The sequence below is a fragment of the Pseudomonas saponiphila genome (genome assembly GCF_900105185.1).
GTDB classification, from domain to species: Bacteria; Pseudomonadota; Gammaproteobacteria; order Pseudomonadales; family Pseudomonadaceae; genus Aquipseudomonas; species Aquipseudomonas saponiphila.
Genome location: NZ_FNTJ01000001.1, coordinates 4,372,514 through 4,394,600, shown reverse-complemented (window position 1 = coordinate 4,394,600; position 22,087 = coordinate 4,372,514). Strand labels below are relative to the sequence as shown.

At 62.4% G+C, this 22,087-nt stretch carries 19 protein-coding genes; 5 read left to right on the top strand and 14 right to left on the bottom strand.

Translation table 11 applies throughout. The features are described from left to right. Positions 1 to 13 precede the first annotated feature (13 nt). The 9 genes from ccoG to ccoN (BLV47_RS20605) all read right to left on the bottom strand — a co-directional run bounded on the left by ccoG (position 14) and on the right by ccoN (BLV47_RS20605) (position 8,758). A complete protein-coding gene (gene ccoG, locus BLV47_RS20645) occupies positions 14 to 1,429 on the bottom strand; it encodes a cytochrome c oxidase accessory protein CcoG (RefSeq protein WP_092316614.1) in 1,416 nt (471 codons plus the stop codon). A 394-nt stretch (positions 1,430 to 1,823) separates the two neighbouring features. Next, positions 1,824 to 2,801 carry a cytochrome-c oxidase, cbb3-type subunit III gene (gene ccoP / locus BLV47_RS20640; protein ID WP_016966607.1) on the bottom strand — a complete coding sequence of 326 codons (978 nt, stop codon included), beginning with the start codon at positions 2,799 to 2,801 and terminating at the stop codon, positions 1,824 to 1,826. Beyond that, positions 2,798 to 2,983 (bottom strand): CcoQ/FixQ family Cbb3-type cytochrome c oxidase assembly chaperone, encoded by a 186-nt coding sequence (locus BLV47_RS20635; protein WP_011060239.1) that lies wholly within the window; start codon positions 2,981 to 2,983, stop codon positions 2,798 to 2,800. The genes ccoP (BLV47_RS20640) and BLV47_RS20635 overlap by 4 nt, the downstream gene beginning before the upstream one ends. Positions 2,984 to 2,988: 5 nt before the next feature. Then, a complete protein-coding gene (gene ccoO / locus BLV47_RS20630; protein WP_011060240.1) occupies positions 2,989 to 3,597 on the bottom strand; it encodes a cytochrome-c oxidase, cbb3-type subunit II in 609 nt (202 codons plus the stop codon). Beyond that, positions 3,597 to 5,039 carry a cytochrome-c oxidase, cbb3-type subunit I gene (ccoN, locus tag BLV47_RS20625; RefSeq protein WP_022643328.1) on the bottom strand — a complete coding sequence of 481 codons (1,443 nt, stop codon included), beginning with the start codon at positions 5,037 to 5,039 and terminating at the stop codon, positions 3,597 to 3,599. Before ccoN (BLV47_RS20625) ends, ccoO (BLV47_RS20630) begins: the two co-directional genes overlap by 1 nt. A gap of 497 nt (positions 5,040 to 5,536) precedes the next feature. Further along, a complete protein-coding gene (gene ccoP / locus BLV47_RS20620) occupies positions 5,537 to 6,484 on the bottom strand; it encodes a cytochrome-c oxidase, cbb3-type subunit III (protein WP_092316612.1) in 948 nt (315 codons plus the stop codon). Then, positions 6,481 to 6,711, bottom strand: a complete 231-nt coding sequence (locus BLV47_RS20615; protein WP_016967269.1) for a cbb3-type cytochrome oxidase subunit 3 — start codon at positions 6,709 to 6,711, stop codon at positions 6,481 to 6,483. Before BLV47_RS20615 ends, ccoP (BLV47_RS20620) begins: the two co-directional genes overlap by 4 nt. 3 nt (positions 6,712 to 6,714) lie before the next feature. Then, positions 6,715 to 7,323, bottom strand: a complete 609-nt coding sequence (gene ccoO / locus BLV47_RS20610) for a cytochrome-c oxidase, cbb3-type subunit II (protein ID WP_016967270.1) — start codon at positions 7,321 to 7,323, stop codon at positions 6,715 to 6,717. Positions 7,324 to 7,333: 10 nt separating this feature from the next. Continuing rightward, a complete protein-coding gene (gene ccoN, locus BLV47_RS20605) occupies positions 7,334 to 8,758 on the bottom strand; it encodes a cytochrome-c oxidase, cbb3-type subunit I (RefSeq protein ID WP_092316610.1) in 1,425 nt (474 codons plus the stop codon). A gap of 99 nt (positions 8,759 to 8,857) precedes the next feature. Between ccoN (BLV47_RS20605) and BLV47_RS20600 the strand changes: the two genes are divergently transcribed. Next, positions 8,858 to 9,553, top strand: coding sequence for an alpha/beta family hydrolase (locus tag BLV47_RS20600; RefSeq protein ID WP_092316608.1), 696 nt, complete (start codon positions 8,858 to 8,860; stop codon positions 9,551 to 9,553). Positions 9,554 to 9,719: 166 nt separating this feature from the next. Here the strand turns inward: BLV47_RS20600 and BLV47_RS20595 are convergent, their stop codons facing one another. From BLV47_RS20595 to acnA, 3 genes are all read right to left on the bottom strand, one after another. Then, positions 9,720 to 11,285 (bottom strand): methyl-accepting chemotaxis protein, encoded by a 1,566-nt coding sequence (locus BLV47_RS20595; protein ID WP_092316606.1) that lies wholly within the window; start codon positions 11,283 to 11,285, stop codon positions 9,720 to 9,722. 216 nt (positions 11,286 to 11,501) lie between these two features. After that, positions 11,502 to 12,293, bottom strand: a complete 792-nt coding sequence (locus BLV47_RS20590; RefSeq protein WP_092316604.1) for a CPBP family intramembrane glutamic endopeptidase — start codon at positions 12,291 to 12,293, stop codon at positions 11,502 to 11,504. Positions 12,294 to 12,469: 176 nt separating this feature from the next. After that, positions 12,470 to 15,211, bottom strand: a complete 2,742-nt coding sequence (gene acnA / locus BLV47_RS20585; protein ID WP_092316602.1) for an aconitate hydratase AcnA — start codon at positions 15,209 to 15,211, stop codon at positions 12,470 to 12,472. 208 nt (positions 15,212 to 15,419) lie between these two features. Here acnA and rlmM point away from each other — a divergent pair, with 208 nt between their 5' ends. Together rlmM and tusA are read left to right on the top strand one after the other, a co-directional pair. After that, on the top strand, positions 15,420 to 16,493 hold the full coding sequence (gene rlmM, locus BLV47_RS20580) for a 23S rRNA (cytidine(2498)-2'-O)-methyltransferase RlmM (RefSeq protein ID WP_092316600.1): 1,074 nt from the start codon (positions 15,420 to 15,422) through the stop codon (positions 16,491 to 16,493). A gap of 193 nt (positions 16,494 to 16,686) precedes the next feature. Further along, positions 16,687 to 16,938 carry a sulfurtransferase TusA gene (gene tusA / locus BLV47_RS20575; RefSeq protein WP_047302965.1) on the top strand — a complete coding sequence of 84 codons (252 nt, stop codon included), beginning with the start codon at positions 16,687 to 16,689 and terminating at the stop codon, positions 16,936 to 16,938. On the opposite strand, the gene BLV47_RS20570 is transcribed toward tusA, so the two are convergent. Continuing rightward, entirely contained in the window at positions 16,935 to 18,344 is a 1,410-nt protein-coding gene (locus BLV47_RS20570; protein ID WP_092316598.1) for an MATE family efflux transporter, read from the bottom strand. The two genes, tusA and BLV47_RS20570, sit on opposite strands and share 4 nt — an antisense overlap. Before the next feature lie 189 nt (positions 18,345 to 18,533). On the opposite strand from BLV47_RS20570, the gene pdxB reads away from it, so the two are divergent. Further along, on the top strand, positions 18,534 to 19,676 hold the full coding sequence (gene pdxB / locus BLV47_RS20565) for a 4-phosphoerythronate dehydrogenase PdxB (RefSeq protein ID WP_092316596.1): 1,143 nt from the start codon (positions 18,534 to 18,536) through the stop codon (positions 19,674 to 19,676). Between the two features lie 75 nt (positions 19,677 to 19,751). Here the strand turns inward: pdxB and BLV47_RS20560 are convergent, their stop codons facing one another. Then, positions 19,752 to 19,931, bottom strand: coding sequence for a PA1571 family protein (locus BLV47_RS20560; protein ID WP_011060254.1), 180 nt, complete (start codon positions 19,929 to 19,931; stop codon positions 19,752 to 19,754). A 259-nt stretch (positions 19,932 to 20,190) separates the two neighbouring features. Here BLV47_RS20560 and BLV47_RS20555 point away from each other — a divergent pair, with 259 nt between their 5' ends. Then, positions 20,191 to 21,969, top strand: coding sequence for an ABC transporter transmembrane domain-containing protein (locus tag BLV47_RS20555; RefSeq protein ID WP_167365676.1), 1,779 nt, complete (start codon positions 20,191 to 20,193; stop codon positions 21,967 to 21,969). The last annotated feature ends 118 nt before the right edge of the window (positions 21,970 to 22,087 follow it).

The window sequence follows — 22,087 nt, the reverse complement described above, 5'->3', positions numbered from 1 at the left end:
CTTCTCTTGGCTCTTAACGGATTTGTGGGCCGATGAATCGGCTCTTGGCTTCAACGTGGACGCTGCTGTCGTCAGCATCCTCAAGGATGAACTTCACCTCGTTGGTGGTCGAGGGCAGGTGCTCAGGAGCAATCGACAGCTCCACCGGCATGCTGACGATATCGCCGGCCACCACGTGGATTTCGCGTTTGCCCTGCAGCTTCAGATCCGGCAGGCCCGCGGCGTCCAGCACATAAGTGTGATCGCGCTGGTCCTTGTTCATGATCTTCAGGCTGTAGACGTTCTCGATCCGCCCTTCGGCGTTTTCGCGGTACAGCACGCGGTCCTTGCTGACGTCGAAACCCACCAGCGAGCGCATGAAGAATGCGCTGATCAGCAGGCTGATCATGGCCAGCAGCACCAGCGCGTAGCCAATCAGGCGAGGGCGCAGTTTATGGGTTTTCTGTCCGGAGAGGTTGTGCTCGGTGGTGTAGCTGATGAGCCCGCGGGGGTAGTCCATCTTGTCCATGATGCTGTCGCAGGCGTCGATGCAGGCGGCGCAGCCGATGCATTCGATCTGCAGGCCGTCGCGGATGTCGATGCCGGTTGGGCAGACCTGGACGCACATGGTGCAGTCGATGCAGTCGCCCAGGCCCTGGGCCTTGTAGTCGGCGCCTTTCTTGCGTGGACCACGGCTTTCGCCACGGCGTGGGTCGTAGGAGACGATCAGCGTGTCCTTGTCGAACATCACGCTCTGGAAGCGCGCGTAGGGGCACATGTAGATGCACACTTGTTCGCGCAGCCAGCCGGCGTTGCCGTAGGTGGCCAGGGTGAAGAAACCGACCCAGAAATACGACCAGCCATCGGCCTGGCCGGTGAAGAAGTCGATGACCAGTTCGCGGATCGGCGAGAAGTAGCCGACGAAGGTCATGCCGGTGACGAAACCGATCAGCAGCCAGAGGCTGTGCTTGCTCAGCTTGCGCAGGAACTTGTTGGCGCTCATGGGCGCCTTGTCCAGCTTGATACGCTGGTTGCGGTCGCCTTCGGTGACCTTTTCGCACCACATGAAGATCCAGGTCCAGACGCTCTGTGGGCAGGTGTAGCCGCACCAGATACGTCCCGCATAGACGGTGATGAAGAACAGGCCGAAGGCGGCAATGATCAACAGGCCCGAGAGCAGAATGAAGTCCTGGGGCCAGAATGTTGCGCCGAAAATGAAGAACTTGCGCTCTGGCAGGTTCCACCAGACGGCCTGGTGGCCACCCCAGTTGAGCCAGACGGTGCCGAAGTACAGGAGGAACAAACCAGCGCCGCCGAGCATGCGCAGGTTGCGGAACAGGCCAGTGAAGGCGCGGGTGTAGATTTTTTCCCTGGAGGCGTAGAGATCGACGCTGTTGGTCGCGTTTTTGGCAGGCGGGGTAACGTCTTGTACGGGAATCTGGTTGCTCATCATTGCATCCCACGGCAGTGGAAAAATGCCTCGGTCAGTACGTGCCGACCGCGGTCAAAAGGGGTGTTGCAGTGGCGCAATGATACGCCTGTAGCTCTAGCGCAAGGGTGCGACCTTTGGTCGCGTTGGGAGAAATCAACTGATGGTGTAATGACTTGAATCAATTGACTTGTGGATTATGGACCCTTTTGCCCGTCGCGCCGTTCAATTCTTCCAGGGGGGCGGGCAGGTGAGCGCCGCAGGTTTTGAAGTCCGCCATATTTTAGAAACCTGGCTACCGGGGTGCCGGAAAGGTTGATCTGCCGTCGCGCATCAGCCGATGCCAGGCGCAAACAAAACGGCCCCGCCAATGTTGATTGGCGGGGCCGTCGGGTGTTGCTTTCAGGCGTCGGTCTTACTCGGCGTCGGCCTGCTTGTCACCGTGGGACAGGCTGTAGACATAAGCCGCCAGCAGGTGAACCTTGTCGTTGCCTTGCAGTTGTTCCTGCGCAGGCATCACGCCCTGGCGGCCGTAACGAATGGTCTGCTGCAGTTGCGCAAAGCTCGAACCGTAGATGAAGGCTGCCGGGTGAGTCAGGTTGGGCGCGCCCATGGCTGGGGTGCCTTTGCCTTCCGGACCGTGGCAGACCGCGCAGTTGGCGGCGAACAGCTTCTGGCCATTGACCGGATCGGCCTTGATGCCTTCCGGCAGCTTGCGGCCGTCGAGGTTGGTCAGGACATAAGCGGCAACGTCGCTGACGCCTTGTTCCTTGATCACGTCCAGCCAGGCCGGCATCACCGCGTGGCGACCGCCCATGATGGTGGCCTTGATGGTTTCCGGCTCGCCGCCCCAGCGCCAGTCGGCGTCGGTCAGGTTGGGGAAGCCGTAGGCGCCCTTGGCGTCGGAGCCGTGGCAGACCGAGCAGTTGGAAGCGAACAGGCGACCGCCCATTTTCAGGGCTTGCGGGTCCTTGGCGACTTCCTCGATCGGCATGGCAGCGTACTTGGCGAAGATCGGACCGAACTTGGCGTCCGACTTGGCCATTTCCTTTTCCCACTCGTGCACGCCGGTCCAGCCGGACTGGCCATTGGCGAATGGGGTCTGCTTCTCGTTATCGAGGTAGTTGTAGCCCGGCAGTACGCCTTTCCAGTTGCCCAGGCCGGGATACAGCACCAGGTAGCCCAAGGCGAAGACGATGGTGCCGACGAACAGCATGAACCACCATTTCGGCAGCGGGTTGTCGTACTCCTCGATCCCGTCGAAGGAGTGGCCGACCGTCTCGTCGGTCTGCTCGGCGCGCTGGCCCTTGCGGGTCGACAGCAGCAGCCAGGTCAGGGCGAAGATGGTACCCAGACTGAGGACTGTGACGTACAGACTCCAGAACGTAGTCATTCTTTGTTACTCCTAGAAGCTTGCTCGACGTGCTTGATGGCGTCGGGATCATCCGCGAACGGCAGCAAGGTTGCGTCTTCAAACTCGGACTTGCGCTTGGGGCTGAACACCCAGAGTGCCAAACCGATGAAGGCCACCATCACAACAAGGGTGCCCAGGCCACGAATCATCCCGATATCCATCTAGATCACCGTTTGCTTTTGATGATGGTGCCCAGGCCTTGCAGATAGGCCACCAGCGCGTCCATTTCGGTTTTGCCCTTCACAGCATCCTTGGCGCCGGCGATGTCTTCGTCGGTGTAAGGGACGCCGAGCGTGCGCAAGACTTCCATTTTCTTCGCGGTGTCTTTGCCGTCGAGCTTGTTTTCTACGAGGAACGGATAAGCCGGCATCTTCGACTCGGGGACGACGTTGCGCGGGTTGTACAGGTGCGCACGCTGCCAGTCATCGGAGTAACGGCCGCCCACTCGGGCCAGGTCCGGACCGGTACGCTTGGAACCCCACAGGAACGGGTGGTCCCAGACGCTTTCGCCGGCCACCGAGTAGTGGCCATAACGTTCGGTTTCGGCGCGGAACGGACGGATCATCTGCGAATGGCAGCCGACACAGCCGTTGGCGATGTACACGTCGCGGCCTTCCAGTTCCAGCGCGGTGCGCGGCTTCATGCCTTCCACCGGCTTGTTGGTGACGTCCTGGAAGAACAGCGGGACGATCTGGGTCAGGCCGCCGATGCTGACGGCGATGACCATGAAGAAGGCCAGCAGGCCAATGTTCTTCTCGACTACTTCGTGCTTCATCAGTGAGCTCCAACTACAGCGATCTGAGCGGCGGCTTCAGCTTCAGCCGGGTTCGAGGCGCGAACGGTGCGGAACACGTTGTACGCCATGATCAGCATGCCGGCGGCGAAGAACGCACCGCCCAGAGCGCGGACGATGAAGCCCGGGTGACTGGCTTGCAGCGCTTCGACGAAGGAGTAGGTGAGGGTGCCGTCGTCGTTGATGGCGCGCCACATCAGGCCCTGGGTGATGCCGTTGACCCACATCGAGGCGATGTACAGCACGGTACCGATGGTAGCCAGCCAGAAGTGGGTGTTGATCAGGCCGATGCTGTGCATCTGCTGACGGCCGAAGACTTTCGGGATCAGGTGGTACAGGGCGCCGATGGAGATCATCGCTACCCAGCCCAGAGCGCCGGCGTGTACGTGGCCGATGGTCCAGTCGGTGTAGTGGGACAGCGAGTTGACGGTCTTGATCGCCATCATCGGACCTTCGAAGGTCGACATGCCGTAGAACGCCAGGGACACCACCAGGAACCGCAGGATCGGGTCGGTGCGCAGCTTATGCCAGGCGCCCGACAGGGTCATCATGCCGTTGATCATGCCGCCCCAGCTCGGAGCCAGCAGGATGATCGACATGGCCATGCCCAGGGACTGGGCCCAGTCCGGCAGCGCGGTGTAGTGCAGGTGGTGCGGACCGGCCCAGATGTACAGGGTGATCAGCGCCCAGAAGTGCACGATGGACAGGCGATACGAGTAGATCGGACGCTCGGCCTGCTTGGGTACGAAGTAGTACATCATCCCCAGGAAACCGGTGGTCAGGAAGAAGCCCACGGCGTTGTGCCCGTACCACCACTGGATCATCGCGTCAGTCGCACCGGCGTAGGCCGAGTAGGACTTGAAGAAGCTGACCGGCAGGGAGGCGTGGTTGACGATGTGCAGCATCGCGGTCACCACGATGAAGGCACCGTAGAACCAGTTGCCGACATAGATGTGCTTGGTCTTGCGCTTGGTGATGGTGCCAAAGAACACCAGGCCGTAGGTGACCCAGACGATCGCCAGCAGGATAGCCAGGGGCCATTCCAGTTCGGCGTATTCCTTGGTGGTGGTGTAACCCAGTGGCAGGGTCACGATCGCGCCGACGATCACCGCTTGCCAACCCCAGAAGGTGAAGGCCGCGAGGCTGTCGGAAATCAGTCGCGTCTGGCAGGTTCGCTGCACGACATAGTAAGAGGTGGCAAACAATGCACATCCACCGAAGGCGAAGATCACCAGGTTGGTGTGCAGCGGGCGCAAGCGTCCAAAGGTCGTCCATGGCAGACCGAAGTTCAACTCCGGCCAGACCAGTTGCGACGCGATGAAGACACCGAGCCCCATGCCAAGGATCCCCCAGACCACCGTCATGATGGCGAACTGGCGGACTACCTTATAGTTATAAGCAGTCGGACTGATTGCTGTGCTCATTCTAAGGTTCCACGGTTTGGGTGTTTTATTAGGGATAAAAATCGGCCGCAAGTATGGAGAAAGCAGGGGGTCATTGCAACGCGCCATGACCTGGGTCAATGCGTTCCATGCCTGATTCTGCGGCCTTTCCCTATGCCGAGTAGGGACAAAAAAATGCCCTCGGACAGACTGTCGCAGTGGACAGGATTCGGGGGGTGTCAGGTTGGTTGTAACCGGGTGTGTGGAAGCTGATGGATCAGCTGACAGGCGGTAAGCGAGTCGACAGCCGGTATAAACCAGCCTTTGCGGCCTGTCATCGAGCGGAAGCTTCGAACGTCACGGATACCGTTGGCCTGTGACCAGCCCTTGCCAGTCCCCATCGGGGCAAGCTTAGACCTGAATCGGATGAGTGCAAACGAAGGGGGGAGAGAGGGTGCGACACTTGGTCGCAAAGAGGCAGGAGGGAAAGCTTCAAGCGGCAAGCTGCAAGTGAAATCTCGCAGCTTGCCGTTGATCCCTTACTTGGCGCTTTCAGCTTGTGGCTTGTTGCTGCTGTTGTGGGACAGGCTGTACACGTAGGCGGCCAGCAGTTGCACCTTGTCATTGCCGAGCAGTTCGCTCTGCGCTGGCATGTGGCCCTGGCGACCATGACGGATGGTCTGTTGCAGTTGCGCCAGGCTGGTGCCGTAGATGAAGCCGGCCGGCTGGGTCAGGTCGGGCGCGCCCATGATCTGGGTGCCCTTGCCGTTGGCGCCGTGGCAGGCTACGCAGGTGGTGCTGAACGCTTGCTGTCCGGCCACCAGGTCGGCGTCGCTGTCGGCAGGCAGGGGCAGGCCGGCCAGTTCGTGACGGACATAAGCCGCTACGTTCTTCACGCCTGCTTCCTTGAGCACTTCACCCCAGGCCGGCATGGCCGCCATGCGGCCGCCCATGATGGTGGCCTTGATGGTGTCGGCACTGCCACCCCAGCGCCAGTTGTCGTCCGCCAGGTTGGGGAAGCCGAAGGCACCCTTGGCGTCAGAGCCGTGGCACACCGAGCAGTTGGAGGCGAACAGGCGTCCGCCCATCTTCAGTGCCTGCGGGTCCTTGGCTACCTCTTCCACGGGCATGGCTGCGAATTTGGCGAAGATCGGCCCAAATTTCACGTCGGCCTTGGCCATTTCCTTTTCCCATTCCTTGGTCTGGGTCCAACCGTCTTCATAGCCCGGCAGGACGCCTTTCCAGTTGCCCAGGCCCGGGTAGAGGATCAGGTAGCCCACGGAAAACACCAGGGTCCCGGCGAACAGCAGGAACCACCATTGCGGCAGGGGGTTGTCGTACTCCTCGATGCCATCGAAGGCGTGGCCCATGGTCTGGTCCACGCTGCCCTTGGTTTCACCCTTGCGGGTGCCGACCAGTAGCCAGGTCAGGCCGATCAGGCTGCCGATGGTCAGTACGCAGATCCACGTACTCCAGAAGGTGGTCATGGCCGAATGCTCCTTGTTGCAGGCTCTTGAGGTTGAGCGTCATCAGTTGTGTTGCCGGCCGGTGCCGCACCCGGCATCGGGTCGTCGGCGAAGGGCAGCAGGCGTGCCTGGGCAAACTCGGGATTGCGTTTTGAGTTGAACACCCAGATCGACAGGCCGACGAAGGCGATCATCACCACCAGGGTCCCGAGCCCGCGGATCATGCCGCTATCGAGTTCAAAACCCATGGCTCACCTCTTGCTCTTGATCGCAGTGCCAAGCACTTGCAGGTAGGACACCAGGGCGTCCATCTCGGTCTTGCCCTTGAGCGTGGCGGTAGCGCCGGCGATGTCTTCGTCGGTGTACGGCACACCCAGGGTGCGCATGACCTTGAGCTTGGTTTCGGTATGGCTGCTATCCACCGGTGCGTTCACCAGCCACGGATAGGCCGGCATCTTCGACTCGGGCACGACGTTGCGCGGGTTGTACAAGTGCGCGCGGTGCCAGTCATCGGAGTAGCGGCCGCCAACCCGGGCCAGGTCCGGACCGGTACGCTTGGAGCCCCACAGGAACGGATGGTCCCAGACGCTCTCACCGGCTACCGAGTAGTGGCCATAGCGTTCGGTTTCGGCGCGGAACGGACGGATCATCTGCGAGTGGCACTGTACGCAGCCTTCGCGGATGTAGATGTCGCGGCCTTCCAGTTGCAGCGCGGTGTAGGGCTTCATGCCTTCCACCGGCTTGTTGGTGACGTCCTGGAAGAACAGCGGGACGATCTGGGTCAGACCGCCGATGCTCACCGCGAAGACCATCAGCAGCATCAGCAGGCCGACGTTTTTTTCAATCGTTTCGTGTTTCATGGCGGACTCCTCAGGCCATCTGCGCAGCGGCGTTGACTTCGGCTGGCACTGCGGCACGCACGGTGCGCCAGGTGTTGTATGCCATCAGGAACATGCCGCTGAGGAAGATCGCACCACCGACCAGTCGCACGATGAAGCCTGGGTGGCTGGCCACCAGGGTTTCGACGAAGGAGTAGGTGAGGGTGCCGTCTTCGTTGACCGCGCGCCACATCAGGCCCTGAGCGATACCGTTGACCCACATCGAGGCGATGTAGAGCACGGTGCCGATGGTGGCGAGCCAGAAGTGGGTGTTGATCAGGCCAGTGCTGTACATCTGCTCGCGGCCGAAGACTTTCGGGATGAGGTGGTACAGGGCGCCGATGGAGATCATCGCTACCCAGCCCAGAGCGCCGGCGTGTACGTGGCCGATGGTCCAGTCGGTGTAGTGCGAGAGAGCGTTGACGGTCTTGATCGCCATCATCGGACCTTCGAAGGTCGACATGCCGTAGAACGCCAGGGACACCACCAAGAAGCGCAGGATCGGGTCGCTGCGCAGCTTATGCCAGGCACCCGAGAGGGTCATCATGCCGTTGATCATGCCGCCCCAGCTTGGCGCCAGCAGTACCAGCGACATCACCATCCCTAAGGACTGAGCCCAGTCCGGCAGCGCGGTGTAGTGCAAGTGGTGAGGACCGGCCCAGATGTACAGGGTGATCAGTGCCCAGAAATGCACGATGGACAAGCGGTAGGAGTACACCGGACGCTCGGCCTGCTTGGGTACGAAGTAGTACATCATCCCCAGGAAGCCCGCGGTCAGGAAGAAGCCCACGGCGTTGTGGCCGTACCACCATTGCACCATCGCATCGGTTGCACCGGCATACACCGAGTAGGACTTGGTGAAGCTGACCGGCAGTTCCAGGTTGTTGACGATGTGCAGGATGGCCACGGTGATGATGAAGGCGCCGAAGAACCAGTTGCCCACATAGATGTGCTTGGTCTTGCGCTGCATCAGGGTGCCGAAGAACACGATGGCGTAGGCCACCCAGACAATGGTGATCAGGATATCGATCGGCCATTCCAGTTCGGCGTATTCCTTGGAGCTGGTGTAGCCCAATGGCAGGCTGATGGCCGCCAGGAGGATCACCAGTTGCCAGCCCCAGAAGCAGAACGCGGCGATTTTCGGCGCGAACAGCTGAGTCTGGCAGGTGCGTTGCACCGAGTAGAACGAGCTGGCAAACAGCGCGCAGCCACCAAAGGCGAAGATCACGGCGTTGGTGTGCAAAGGACGTAGACGGCCGAAGCTGGTCCACGGTAGGTCGAAGTTGAGTTCAGGCCAGACCAACTGGGCAGCGAGAAAAACCCCGAGCCCCATGCCGACGATGCCCCACACCACCGTCATAATGGCGAATTGGCGGACCACCTTGTAGTTGTAGGCGGTACTGATAGAAGTGTTCATGGTTCCCCATCCACGGTTCAGCTGAAGTGAAAGCGACTGCGCACGGCAAGGCGCGCTCACTTCGTCTGGAGTTATAGGCAGACTAAAAGCGAGGCAAGCATGAGCAATGAGCACAAGGCCAGTATTGACGGGGATCAATGGGCGCAGTGCGTGCAGGAACGCGGCTGGTTATGGGAGGTCGCCGCTGTTGCCGACCCGTTGCAGGCACCAACGCTGATCCTGGCCCACGGTGCCGGCGCGCCGATGGACAGCGGGTTCATGAACGACATCGCTGTACGCCTTGCCGGGCATGGGGTGAACGTCTTGCGCTTCGAGTTTCCCTACATGGCCCAGCGGCGCCTGGACGGCGGCAAGCGGCCGCCCAACCCGGCTCCCAAGCTCCTGGAATGCTGGCGTGAGGTGCATGCTCTGGTGCGACCTTATGTCACTGGGGTCCTGGCGCTGGGTGGCAAATCCATGGGCGGGCGCATGGCCAGCCTGCTGGTCGACGAGCTGGCGGCCGATGCCCTGGTGTGCCTGGGTTATCCCTTCTATGCGGCGGGCAAGCCGGAGAAGCCGCGGGTGGCGCACCTGGCCGAACTGGCGACGCCGAGCCTGATCGTGCAGGGCGAGCGTGACGCCCTGGGCAACCGCCAGGCGGTCGAGGCCTACTCACTGGCACCGAGTATCGAGCTGTATTGGCTGGTGGCCGCTGATCACGATCTCAAGCCGCTGAAGGCCTCCGGCTGCACCCATGAGCAGCACCTGGAGTCTGCGGCGGCCAAGGTCGCGGCGTTCCTGCAAACACTGGCCTGATCCTGTAGGAGCGAGCTTGCTCGCGAAGCGTTCACTCGGCCCTCGAATGTGTATCGCGGTGAAGATTTTTCGCGAGCGAGCTCGCTCCTACAGTTGTTCGGCGGGTTTGCGGGCATAAAAAAACCGTAAGCCGATGCTTGCGGTTTTTTATCGCCAGCCCGAGGGCTTAGCGGTTGAAGCGCTCCACCAGCGAGTACTGGGTGTGCGCGGTGCGGGTCAGGGCTTCGCTGAGCTCGGCCGAGTGCTGGGCCTGCTCCGAGGTCTGGTCCGCCAGTTGCGCGATGGTGCTGATGTTGCGGCTGATCTCTTCGGCCACCGAGCTTTGCTCTTCGGTAGCAGCAGCGATCTGGGTGGTCATGTCGGTGATATTGGCTACCGCTTCGCTGATGCCCACCAGCGCCTGGTCGGCTTCCAGTACCCGCGCGACGCCTTCTTCGGCCTGGCGATGACCGGCGTCCATGGTCTGCACGGCCGTGGCGGCGGTTTGCTGCAGCTTGGCGATCAGGGTGTGGATCTGCCCGGTGGACTCGCTGGTGCGTTGCGCCAACTGGCGCACTTCATCGGCGACCACGGCAAAGCCGCGACCCATTTCTCCGGCGCGGGCCGCTTCGATGGCCGCGTTCAAGGCCAGCAGGTTGGTCTGGTCGGCGATGCCCTTGATCACATCGACCACGCCGCCGATCTCGTCGCTGTCCTTGGCCAGCTGGGTCACGGTCAGGCCGGTTTCGCCCACCACCACCGACAGGCGCTGGATGGCTTCGCGGGTTTCCCCGGCGATGTCCCGGCCACGGCCGGTGAGGCGATTGGCTTCCTGGGTGGCGTCGGCGGTGCGTTGTACGTGGCTGGCCACTTCCTGGGTGGTGGCGGCCATCTGGTTGACCGCGGTGGCCACCTGCTCGGTCTCGACCCGCTGACGCTCCAGGCCGCTGGAGCTGTTGTGGGCCAGGGTGTCGGACTGGCGGGCCTGCTCGTTGAGGTGCTCGGCGGTGTCCTGCAGGCGAGTCAGACAGGTCTTCAGGCGCGCTTCCTGGCTCAGGATCGACATTTCCAGACGTGCCTGGGCGCCGCGGCTGTCGGTATACATCTGGGCGATCAGCGGGTCGGAGGTGGTCTGCTCGGCCAGGCGCAACAGGCGCTTGAGGCCTCGTTGCTGCCAGCCCAGGCCCAGCAGGCCCAGCGGCACCGAGAGCGCCGCCGCCAGGGCAAAGCCCCAATGGGAGTTGAGCCAGGCACCGATCATGAAGCTCAGTTGGCTGACCAGGATGAACGGCAGCCAGTCCTGCAACACCGGTAACCACTTGTCACGCTTGGGAATGGCCGACTTGCCGGTGTTGATGCGTTGGTAGAGGGCTTCGGCGCGGCGCACCTGCTCGGCGGTAGGCTTGACCCGTACCGATTCGTAGCCCACCACCTGGTTGCCTTCGAACACCGGCGTCACATAGGCGTTGACCCAGTAGTGGTCGCCGGTCTTGCAGCGGTTCTTGACGATGCCCATCCATGGCAAGCCTTGTTTCAAGGTGCCCCACATGTGCGCGAACACTGCCGCCGGCACATCGGGGTGACGGACCAGGTTGTGCGGTGCGCGAACCAGTTCTTCACGGGAGAACCCACTGATCTCGACGAAGGCGTCGTTGCAGTAGGTGATCACGCCTTTGGCGTCGGTGGTGGAAATCAACCGTTGTTGAGCCGGGAAGGTACGTTCGCGCTGAGTGACAGGCTGGTTATTACGCATGGTTTTTCAATCCGCAAGGCTTTGATGGGTTGTCGGCCGCTTCAAACGATTATTGAAATTATTTTTCAATAATCGGCGCTGGGTCTTATTGGCAGAATGTGTCGCTTGCAAAAAACGCCTGCGGGTTTCAGCAGGCGTTGGCGAGGGGTAATCATTGACCTTCTTCCTTGGCAGTCAATACGTCTGAAGTACTGGTTTGGCTAAATGACTGGCCGCTTATCCGGCCAGCATCGGATAGGTGAACAAGCCGAAATGCAGCAGGTTAAGACCGAAGTGAGTGGCAATCGCCGCGCTCAGGCCGCCAAAACGATAGGCCAGACCGTAGCCGACCCCGGCGATGCCCGCCAGTAGGGTCCATTGCCACCCTGCGCCCAGGTGCACCAGGCCGAACAGCAGGGCCGCGCACAGCAGCGCCAGGTTCTCACCGTAGGGCAGCGCCTTGAAGCGTCGGCTCAGGCCACCCTGGATGTAGCCTCGGAACAGCGCTTCCTCCACCAGGGTCACTAGCAGCAGGTTGTTGAGCACCCACAGCCAGGCTTGATCCGGCCACTTCGGGGCCCAGCTGATGATCCCCAGCAACAGAGCACCGCCCAATGCGGCCACCGCGCACAGCGTCAGGGCCAGGACCGTCGCGTAGAGCGACAGGCGCAACGAGCGCCGGCCAACGATCCATGGGCACGCCAGCAGCAACCAGAAACCGATCAGCGGCTTGTCCTGGTTCAGGTACATGGAAAACGGCACGGCATCATCGGTAAAACGTTGCGGGTCGATTGCCCGGCCGTTGTAGAAGCCAGGCAGCCAGTGCATGGCCAGGGCCAGGGCGAGCACCACGAACAGGCCGTGCCCCAGATACTGACCGACCCGACTGCGTTGCTGGCGCACGGCCAGGCCGGCACACAGCAGGAGGAGGATCGAAAGGGCGGCCAGCAGGCCCAGTTGGCCATAGCTCAGGGCCAGTGCGTAGCCAATAGAAAGGAGTGCCAGATACATCCATGGCAGAGCGGTCATGTGGAATCCTTGTTGCGAAGAATGGGTATTGCAGAGACGTGGTACAGCGCCGGATCTGTAGTCGTTTTTGCGACCGGTCGGTCAGTTCCGGCGGGCGGCAAGTATAACCAGCTGAGTTTTGTTCGACAGCCCGACGAAAAACACCGCCCGCAGGCGGTGTCTGTTTTCGTGGCGGATCAGGATGCAATCAATTGCCGCAGCACGTAGTGCAGGATCCCGCCGGACTTGAAGTACTCCACTTCATTCAAGGTATCGATGCGGCACAACACCTCGATTCTTTCCTGGCTGCCATCTTCGCGGGTGATGACCAGGGGCAGGTTCATTCGCGGTGTCAGTTCCACATCGCTCAGGCCGAGGATGTCCAGGGTTTCCTTGCCGGTGAGCGTCAGGCTCTTGCGGTTCTGGTCGAGCTTGAACTGCAAGGGCAAGACCCCCATGCCCACCAGGTTGGAGCGGTGTATCCGTTCGAAACTTTCGGCGATCACCGCCTTGACCCCCAGCAGGTTGGTGCCCTTGGCGGCCCAGTCGCGGCTGGAGCCGGTGCCGTACTCCTGGCCGGCAATCACCACCAGCGGCGTGCCGTCGGCCTGGTAGCGCATGGCCGCGTCATAGATCGCCAGCTTCTCGCCGGTGGGGATGTACAGCGTGTTGCCACCTTCCTCGCCGCCGAGCATTTCGTTGCGGATGCGGATATTGGCGAAGGTGCCGCGCATCATCACCTGGTGGTTGCCACGCCTTGAGCCGTAGGAGTTGAAGTCCCGTGGCTCCACACCCTTGTCCCGCAGGTAGCGGCCGGCCGGGCTGTCGGCCTTGATATTGCCGGCGGGGGAGATGTGGTCGGTGGTCACCGAGTCTCCCAGCAGGGCCAGTATCCGCGCGCCGCTGACATCCTTGATGGACGGCAGCGGGCCGGCGATGTCCTCGAAGAACGGCGGGTGCTGGATATAGGTCGAGTCGTCCTGCCAGACGTAGGTGGCGGCCTGGGGCACTTCGATGGCTTGCCACTGGGCATCACCGGCAAACACTTCGGCGTATTCCTTGTGGAACATCCGGGTGTTGACCTGGGCCACGGCGTCGGCGATTTCCTGGCTGCTGGGCCAGATGTCCCGCAGGTATACCGGCTGGCCGTCCTTGCCGTGCCCCAGGGGTTCGCTGCTGAGGTCGATGCGCACCGTACCGGCCAGGGCATAGGCCACCACCAGCGGTGGCGAGGCCAGCCAGTTGGTTTTTACCAGAGGATGTACCCGGCCCTCGAAGTTGCGGTTGCCCGACAGCACCGAAGCCACGGTGAGATCGGCCTGCTGAATGGCTTTTTCGATCGGCTCCTGCAGCGGTCCGGAGTTGCCGATACAGGTGGTGCAGCCATAACCCACCAGGTCGAAGCCCAACTGATCCAGGTAGTGCGTCAGGCCCGCGGCCTTGTAGTAGTCGGTCACCACTTTGGAGCCGGGAGCCAGTGAACTCTTGACCCAGGGCTTGCGTTGCAGGCCCTTTTCCACGGCTTTCTTGGCCACCAGTCCGGCGGCCATCATCACGCTGGGGTTGGAGGTGTTGGTGCAGGAGGTGATGGCGGCAATCACCACCGCACCGTTTTTCAGGCGATAGGTCTGGCCTGCATCCAGGTAGTCGGCTTCGCCCACCAGATCGGCATTGCCCACCGCCACACCGCCGCCACCCTCGCTTTCCAGGCGGCCTTCTTCCTTGCTGGCGGGTTTGAACTGCAGGTCGAGAAAGTCGCTGAAAGCCTGGGCCACGTTGGGCAGCGCCACCCGGTCCTGTGGCCGTTTCGGTCCGGCGAGGCTGGCTTCGACGCTGCCCATGTCCAGGGCCAGGCTGTCGGTGAATACCGGCTCCTTGCCCGGCAGGCGCCACAGGCCCTGGGCCTTGCTGTAGGCCTCCACCAGCTTGACCAGTTCGCTCGGGCGCCCGGACAGGCGCAGGTAATCCAGGGTGATGTCGTCCACCGGGAAGAAACCGCAGGTGGCGCCGTATTCCGGTGCCATGTTGGCGATGGTGGCGCGGTCCGCCAGGGGCAGGTCGGCCAGGCCATCGCCATAGAACTCAACGAATTTGCCCACTACACCCTTCTTGCGCAGCATCTGGGTCACCGTCAGCACCAGGTCGGTGGCGGTGATGCCTTCCTTGAGCTTGCCGGTGAGCTTGAAGCCGATGACTTCCGGAATCAGCATCGACACCGGCTGGCCGAGCATCGCCGCTTCCGCCTCGATGCCGCCGACGCCCCAGCCCAGTATCCCGAGGCCATTGATCATGGTGGTGTGCGAGTCGGTACCCACCAGGGTGTCGGGGAAGGCGTAGGTGCGGCCGTCCTCGTCCTTGGTCCAGACCGTGCGCCCCAGGTATTCCAGATTGACCTGGTGGCAGATGCCGGTGCCCGGCGGTACCACGCTGAAATTGTCGAAGGCGTTCTGGCCCCAGCGCAGGAAGGCATAGCGTTCTCCGTTGCGCTGCATCTCGATATCGACGTTCTGTTCGAAGGCGCTGCTGCTGGCGAACTTGTCCACCATCACCGAGTGGTCGATCACCAGGTCCACCGGCGACAGCGGATTGATCCGCTGCGGATCGCCGCCGGCCTTGGCCATGGCGGCACGCATGGCCGCCAGGTCGACCACGGCGGGCACGCCGGTAAAGTCCTGCATCAGCACCCGGGCCGGGCGGTACTGGATCTCGCGGTCGGAGCGGCGCTCCTTGAGCCAGGCGGCGAGGGCCTTGAGGTCGGCGCCGGTGACGGTCTTGTCGTCTTCCCAGCGCAGCAGGTTTTCCAGCAGGACTTTCAGCGACATGGGCAGGGCATCGATATCGCCCAGGCTTTTGGCGGCGTCCGGCAGGCTGAAATAGTGGTAGGTCTTGTCGTCGACCTTCAGGGTTTTAAGGGTTTTCAGGCTATCGAGGGATGGCATTGAATGACTCCTTTTGGCCCGCACGGCTACGGGCCTGTGATACGGACAGAGAGTTAACCTAGCTCTGTTTGCGGCTTATGGCTAATCACTGGACTGCTGGCGCAAGTCCAAGGTTCCGAACTCGGTTATGATGCGCCGGTTTTCGTGACAGGCTTTGCTACAGGGCAGGTTTGCGCATCGATTCGTCGCCATTTGCCCAGGAGATTCAATGAACACCCTGTTTATCCATTGCCGGCCCGGTTTCGAGGGCGAAGTCTGCTCCGAGATCGCCGATCACGCTGCCCGCTTGAATGTCGCCGGCTACGCCAAGGCCAAACCCAGCAGCGCCTGCGCCGAGTTCATCTGCACCGAGGACGACGGCGCCCAGCGCCTGATGCAGGGCTTGCGCTTCTCGCAGCTGATCTTTCCCCGGCAGTGGGCCCGTGGCGGCTTCATCGAGTTGCCGGAAACCGATCGCATCAGCGTGATCCTGGCCTATCTGGCCGATTTCCCCCAGTGCGGCAGCCTGTGGCTGGAGGTGGTCGATACCAATGACGGCAAGGAATTGTCGAACTTCTGCAAGAAGTTCGAAGCTCCGCTGCGCAAGGCCTTGAGCGCCGCTGGCAAGCTGGTGGAGGATGCCGCCAAGCCGCGCTTGCTACTGACCTTCAAGAGCGGCCGTGAGGTCTTTGTCGGTCTGGCGGAGGCCGGCAATTCGGCCATGTGGCCGATGGGCATTCCGCGGCTGAAATTCCCCCGGGAAGCGCCGAGCCGCTCGACCCTGAAACTGGAAGAGGCCTGGCACCACTTCATCCCCCGTGATCAATGGGACGAGCGCCTGCACAGCGACATGACCGGGGTTGACCTGGGGGCGGCGCCGGGAGGCTGGACCTGGCAACTGGTCAATCGCGGCATGCTGGTGACCGCCGTCGACAATGGCCCGATGGCCGAAAGCCTGATGGATACCGGCCTGGTGCAGCACTTGATGGCGGACGGCTTCACCTTCAAGCCACGGCAGCCGGTGGACTGGATGGTCTGCGACATCGTCGAGAAGCCGGCACGCAACGCGGCGCTGCTGGAAACCTGGATCGGCGAGGGCCATTGCCGCGAAGCGGTGGTCAACCTGAAGCTGCCGATGAAGCAGCGTTACGCCGAAGTGAAGCGTTTGCTGGAACGCATCGAAGAAGGCTTCAAGGCCCGGGGGATTCGTGTGGCGATTGGCTGCAAGCAGCTGTATCACGACCGTGAGGAAGTGACCTGCCACCTGCGGCGCCTGGATGTGAAAAAGCCCAAGTCGGCGTAGTACCCGCAACACCGCCCGCTTCCTGGCAGGAGCCGGCTTGCCGGCGAAAAAAGGCCCCACACCTGTACAAGGCTGGAGGGCGCTTTCGCTGGCAAGCCAGCTCCTACGGGAGGGCGGGGGGCGTGGAGCGACGGCAACAGATGACCCGATGGCGCCATTGCGTGACAATGCCCGCCTGTTTCAGGAGTGAACCATGAGTCAAATCATCGATACGCCGGTCGACGGCACCCTTGACGCCACCGGCCTCAACTGCCCCGAGCCGGTGATGATGCTGCACCAGCACATCCGTGACCTGCCGGCAGGCGGGCTGTTGAAAGTGATCGCCACCGACCCGTCCACCCGCCGCGACATTCCCAAGTTCTGTGTGTTTCTCGACCACGAACTGGTGGCGCAGCAGGAAGAGGCCGGGACCTATCTCTACTGGATTCGCAAGAAGCTCGATTAACCGGCCGAACGGTTGATGCGGATCTGCTTGCGCGCGCTGCGGGTCAGGCGGATCAGCAGCATCAGCGCGGCGCAGGTCAAGCCGGCAATCAAGCCTTCCCACAGGCCGCTCGGGCCACGCGCCGGGCCGAACCAGTCGGTCAGGCCCAGGGCGTAGCCGACCGGCAAGCCGATGCCCCAATAAGCGAACAGGGTCAGGATCATGGTCACCCGGGTGTCCTGATAACCCCGTAGCGCGCCGGCGGCGGTGACCTGGATGCCGTCGGAGAACTGGAACAATGCCGAGTAGACGATGAGCATCGAGGCGACCTGGATCACCAGCGGGTCGTTGGTGTAGATCGAGGCGATGGGTTCGCGCAGCAGGTACATCAGGCTTGCCGACAGGCAGGCGTAGGCCAGTGCCGCGCCCATGCCGACCCCGGCGCTGAAGCGTGCGTCGCGCGGTTGCTGACGGCCCAGAGACTGGCCGACCCGCACCGTTACGGCCATGGCCAGGGAGTAGGGGATCATGAACATCAGGGCGCTGACGTTGAGGGCGATCTGGTGTCCGGCCACTACCGTGGCACCCAGGCTGCCGATCAACAGGGCGATCACCGCGAAGATGCTCGACTCGGCGAATACCGCAATACCGATGGGCAGGCCGACGCTGAGCAGGCGACCGATCACTGCCCCTTGCGGCCAGTCGAACTGGCTGAACAGCTGGATCTTGCGATAGGCCTTCGCCCAGCCAATCCAGCCGGCCATGCCCAGCATCATGGCCCACATGACGATGGCCGTGGCCCAGCCACAGCCCACGCCACCCATGGCCGGCACGCCGAAGTGGCCATAGATGAAGATGTAGTTGATGGGGATGTTCAGGGCCAGGCCACCCAGGCCGATGACCATGCTCGGCACCGTGCGTCCCAGGCCGTCGCTCAGGCAGCGCAGCACGTAGTACAGCGCCACCGCCGGCAGGCCGCTGGCGATGCCGTGCAGATAGCCCATGCAGGGCTTGATCAGTTCGGGGTCGACGTTCATCAGGTGCAGGATCGGTTCGGCGCTGACCAGCATCAGTGTCGCCGAGATCCCGGCCACCACGGCCAGCCACAGGGCCTGGCGCACCACCGGGCCGATCTCGTGCAGCTTGCCGGCGCCAAAGCGCTGGGCCACCTTGGGCGTGGTGGCCAGCAGGGTGCCGGTCATCAGCAGGAACACCGGAATCCAGATCGAGTTGCCTAGGGCCACGGCCGCCAGGTCCCGCGAGCTGACCCGGCCGGCCATCACCGCGTCGACAAAGCCCATGGCAGTGGTGGCCACCTGGGCAATCATGATGGGCAGGGCCAGGACCAGCAGGTCGTGCAGTTCGCGACCAACCCGTGCAGGGCGGCTGATGGTAGTGGCGGTGGGAGTGTCGGTCACGGAATTCACGGGGCGTTGCGTCCATAGGTGGTGTTGCGCAGGACGCAGCATTCTACGCGCTGGCACCGTGGTCAGGAAAAAATCCAGTGTTGTGGATTTGTAAGGGTGCCAGCGCTGCAAACGGGCGCTGGACTTCAAGCGGTGCTGGCTCGCCCTGGCATCTGCGCCTAAACTGCGGCTCCGCACGAGGAGCCTGCCATGTTGATTGTTGCCGATGAAAATATTCCCCTGATCGAAGAGTTCTTTGCCGAATTTGGCGAGATTCGGCGTTTTCCCGGGCGCGCCATCGATCGGGCTGCCGTGGAGCAGGCTGACGTGCTGCTGGTGCGCTCGGTGACCCAGGTCGATCGTCAACTGCTGGAAGGCACTCCGGTGCGGTTTGTCGGCACCTGCACCATTGGCACCGATCACCTGGACCTGGATTACTTCCAACAGGCCGGTATCACCTGGTCCAGTGCCCCGGGCTGCAATGCCCGGGGCGTGGTGGACTATGTGCTGGGCAGCCTGTTGACCCTGGCCGAGATCGAAGGCGCGGACCTGGCGCAACGCTGTTATGGCGTAGTGGGGGCCGGTGAAGTTGGCGGGCGCCTGATCAAGGTCCTGCGCGGCCTGGGTTGGCAGGTGCTGGTCTGTGATCCGCAACGTCAGGCGGCAGAAGGCGGTGACTATGTCAGCCTGGAGCAACTGATCGAACGATGCGACGTCATCAGCTTGCATACCCCGCTGACCCGCCACGGCGAGCATGCCACCTGGCACCTGCTGGATCGGCAACGCCTCGACCGGCTCAAGCAGGGCACCTGGCTGATCAATGCCGCCCGCGGTCCGGTGGTGGATAACCGGGCGCTGCGTGAAGTACTGCTGCAGCGTGAGGATTTGCAGGCGGTGCTGGATGTCTGGGAGGAGGAGCCGACCGTGGATCGCGAACTGGCGGACCTGTGCGTGCTGGCCACGCCGCACATCGCCGGTTACAGCCTGGACGGCAAGCAGCGTGGCACGGCGCAGATCTACCAGGCCTATTGCCGTTTCCTGGGGCAGGCCGAGCAGGTCAGCCTGGCCAGCTTGCTGCCGGCGCCCTGGGTGCCGCAAGTGAGCCTCAATACCAATGCTGACCCGGCCTGGGCCCTGGCGATGATCTGCCGGGCGGTGTACGACCCGCGCCGTGATGATGCGGATTTTCGCCGCAGCCTGGTGGACGATGTCGCCCGGCAGCGCACTGCCTTCGATGGCCTGCGCAAGCATTACCCGGAGCGCCGCGAAATTGATGGCCTGCAAGTGCGGATTCAAGGGGAGTCGCCGATGCTGAGCCGGATCGTCCGGGCCCTGGGCGCCGATCCGGTCTGAGCCCGTTCGCAGCCTGAAGCGCGGGCATAAAAAACCCGGCCACAAGGCCGGGTCAAGAGGACGTGAGGCTATGTGTCAATCTTGCCGAGCAGGCTTGACCAGTCGCTTTTCCAGTTCGCGGCAGGCGTTCTGGATCATGTCTTCAGTAATAGGTACTTCGCGACCCTGAGCGTCGATGATGGCACACCCTAGAGACTGGTTTGGCTGGGTACGGATCACTTGAATCTTGTCATTGCTGCTGTGTTGCAAGGACATGGCCTGTCTCCTCATCAGGTTGTGTGCTTACTTTAGAATCGCCGGGTGACCAAGCTGTTACAGACCGCCACGAGGACTGACCCGGCCACTTCACTCCACCAGAAATGCCCAGGGAGTGCCAGCCACAGATTAGACCGATAATCTCTAGGCTCTAGTGTCAGCGGTCATAATCAACCTGACTCATTGTGATTTAGCAAAGTTCCTGCGAATTCATCTCGTTGCCGCCGCTGCAGCGGATCAGTCGCCGGTGCGTCAATGGATGAACTGCATGCTCTCTTCTCGTCACCGCCGGGCGCTGCATCTGGCCAGCCGCTTTATCGCTCCCTACCGTTGGCAGGCGCTGGGCGCCTTGCTGGCCTTGATTGTCACTGCCGGCATCACCCTGTCCATGGGGCAGGGCATCCGTCTGCTGGTGGACCAGGGCTTCATGACCCAGTCGCCGCATTTGCTGAATCAATCCATTGGCTTGTTCCTGCTGCTGGTCCTGGCCCTGGCGGTAGGCACCTTTGTGCGTTTCTACCTGGTGTCGTGGATCGGCGAGCGCTGTGTGGCGGACATCCGGCGCCAGGTGTTCAATCACCTGATCTACCTGCACCCCGGGTTTTACGAGAACAATCGCAGCTCGGAGATCCAGTCGCGACTGACGGCTGACACCACCTTGCTGCAGTCGGTGATCGGCTCCTCGCTGTCGTTGTTCCTGCGCAATGCGCTGATGGTGCTGGGGGGCATTGTCTTGCTGTTTGTCACCAACCCCAAGCTCACCAGTATCGTGGTGGTGGCCTTGCCGCTGGTGCTGGCGCCGATTCTGATTTTCGGTCGCCGGGTCCGCAGTCTGTCGCGCCTGAGCCAGGACCGGATCGCCGATGTTGGCAGCTACGTCTCGGAAACCCTGGGCCAGATCAAGACGGTCCAGGCCTATAACCACCAGATCCAGGACGAACAGCGTTTCGCCGTGACGGTGGAGGAGGCCTTCGATACGGCGCGCAAGCGCATCGTCCAGCGCGCCTGGCTGATTACCCTGGTGATTGTCCTGGTCCTGGGGGCGGTGGGAGTGATGCTCTGGGTCGGTGGCATGGATGTCATTGCCGGGCGCATTTCCGGCGGTGAACTGGCGGCGTTCGTCTTCTACAGCCTGATCGTCGGCAGTGCCTTCGGCACCTTGAGTGAAGTGATTGGCGAGTTGCAGCGGGCCGCGGGGGCGGCGGAACGCATTGCCGAATTGCTGCGCGCGGACAGCAGCATCCAGCCGCCCGACAGCGGACTGGTGAGCCTGCCGGCGCAGGTGCGCGGTGATCTGCAACTGGAGGACCTGGGGTTCGCCTACCCGTCGCGGCCTGATCGCTATGCTGTCGACGGTTTGACGCTGACGGTGCGCGCCGGGGAAACCCTGGCACTGGTAGGACCTTCGGGAGCGGGCAAATCCACGCTCTATGACCTGTTGCTGCGTTTCTACGATCCACAGCGGGGGCGGATACTGCTGGACGGCGTCCCCCTGACCCAGCTCGACCCGCAGGATCTGCGCCGCTGTTTTGCCCTGGTGTCGCAGAACCCGGCGCTGTTCTACGGCAGCATCGAAGAGAACATCCGCTACGGCATGCCTGGCGCGACCCTGGCTGAGGTTCAGGAGGCGGCGAGGATCGCCTATGCCCACGAGTTCATCGAGCAGATGCCCGATGGTTACCGAACCCATCTGGGAGATGGCGGCATGGGGCTCTCCGGCGGCCAGCGGCAACGCCTGGCCATAGCCCGGGCGCTGTTGGTGGACGCGCCGATCCTGTTGCTGGATGAGGCCACCAGCGCCCTGGATGCGCAGAGCGAGCATCTGATCCAGCAGGCTTTGCCCAGCCTGATGAAGGACCGCACCACTCTGGTGATCGCCCATCGCCTGGCCACGGTGAAGAATGCCGACCGCATTGCAGTGATGGAACAGGGCAAGCTGGTGGCGGTGGGGACTCATCAGCAACTGATCGCCAACAGTCCGCTGTATGCGCGACTGGCGGCCCTGCAATTCAGCGATGGCCCGCCGGTCTCTGTGTAGGAGCCGGCTTGCCGGCGAAAGTGCCCATCAGCCTGGCGCCGAGCGCGAAGGCTTCGTCGCTGGCAAGCCAGCTGCTGCGGTAGGTGAGGGCCCAATAAAAAGCCCGCATCGCTGCGGG

Excerpts from the sequence above, each read along its gene's own strand:
- ccoG (WP_092316614.1), bottom strand. The coding sequence starts at position 1,429 with ATGAGCAACCAGATTCCCGTACAAGACGTTACCCCGCCTGCCAAAAAC.
- ccoP (WP_016966607.1), bottom strand. The coding sequence starts at position 2,801 with ATGACTACGTTCTGGAGTCTGTACGTCACAGTCCTCAGTCTGGGTACC.
- BLV47_RS20635 (WP_011060239.1), bottom strand. The coding sequence starts at position 2,983 with ATGGATATCGGGATGATTCGTGGCCTGGGCACCCTTGTTGTGATGGTG.
- ccoO (WP_011060240.1), bottom strand. The coding sequence starts at position 3,597 with ATGAAGCACGAAGTAGTCGAGAAGAACATTGGCCTGCTGGCCTTCTTC.
- ccoN (WP_022643328.1), bottom strand. The coding sequence starts at position 5,039 with ATGAGCACAGCAATCAGTCCGACTGCTTATAACTATAAGGTAGTCCGC.
- ccoP (WP_092316612.1), bottom strand. The coding sequence starts at position 6,484 with ATGACCACCTTCTGGAGTACGTGGATCTGCGTACTGACCATCGGCAGC.
- BLV47_RS20615 (WP_016967269.1), bottom strand. The coding sequence starts at position 6,711 with ATGGGTTTTGAACTCGATAGCGGCATGATCCGCGGGCTCGGGACCCTG.
- ccoO (WP_016967270.1), bottom strand. The coding sequence starts at position 7,323 with ATGAAACACGAAACGATTGAAAAAAACGTCGGCCTGCTGATGCTGCTG.
- ccoN (WP_092316610.1), bottom strand. The coding sequence starts at position 8,758 with ATGAACACTTCTATCAGTACCGCCTACAACTACAAGGTGGTCCGCCAA.
- BLV47_RS20600 (WP_092316608.1), top strand. The coding sequence starts at position 8,858 with ATGAGCAATGAGCACAAGGCCAGTATTGACGGGGATCAATGGGCGCAG.
- BLV47_RS20595 (WP_092316606.1), bottom strand. The coding sequence starts at position 11,285 with ATGCGTAATAACCAGCCTGTCACTCAGCGCGAACGTACCTTCCCGGCT.
- BLV47_RS20590 (WP_092316604.1), bottom strand. The coding sequence starts at position 12,293 with ATGACCGCTCTGCCATGGATGTATCTGGCACTCCTTTCTATTGGCTAC.
- acnA (WP_092316602.1), bottom strand. The coding sequence starts at position 15,211 with ATGCCATCCCTCGATAGCCTGAAAACCCTTAAAACCCTGAAGGTCGAC.
- rlmM (WP_092316600.1), top strand. The coding sequence starts at position 15,420 with ATGAACACCCTGTTTATCCATTGCCGGCCCGGTTTCGAGGGCGAAGTC.
- tusA (WP_047302965.1), top strand. The coding sequence starts at position 16,687 with ATGAGTCAAATCATCGATACGCCGGTCGACGGCACCCTTGACGCCACC.
- pdxB (WP_092316596.1), top strand. The coding sequence starts at position 18,534 with ATGTTGATTGTTGCCGATGAAAATATTCCCCTGATCGAAGAGTTCTTT.
- BLV47_RS20560 (WP_011060254.1), bottom strand. The coding sequence starts at position 19,931 with ATGTCCTTGCAACACAGCAGCAATGACAAGATTCAAGTGATCCGTACC.
- BLV47_RS20555 (WP_167365676.1), top strand. The coding sequence starts at position 20,191 with ATGAACTGCATGCTCTCTTCTCGTCACCGCCGGGCGCTGCATCTGGCC.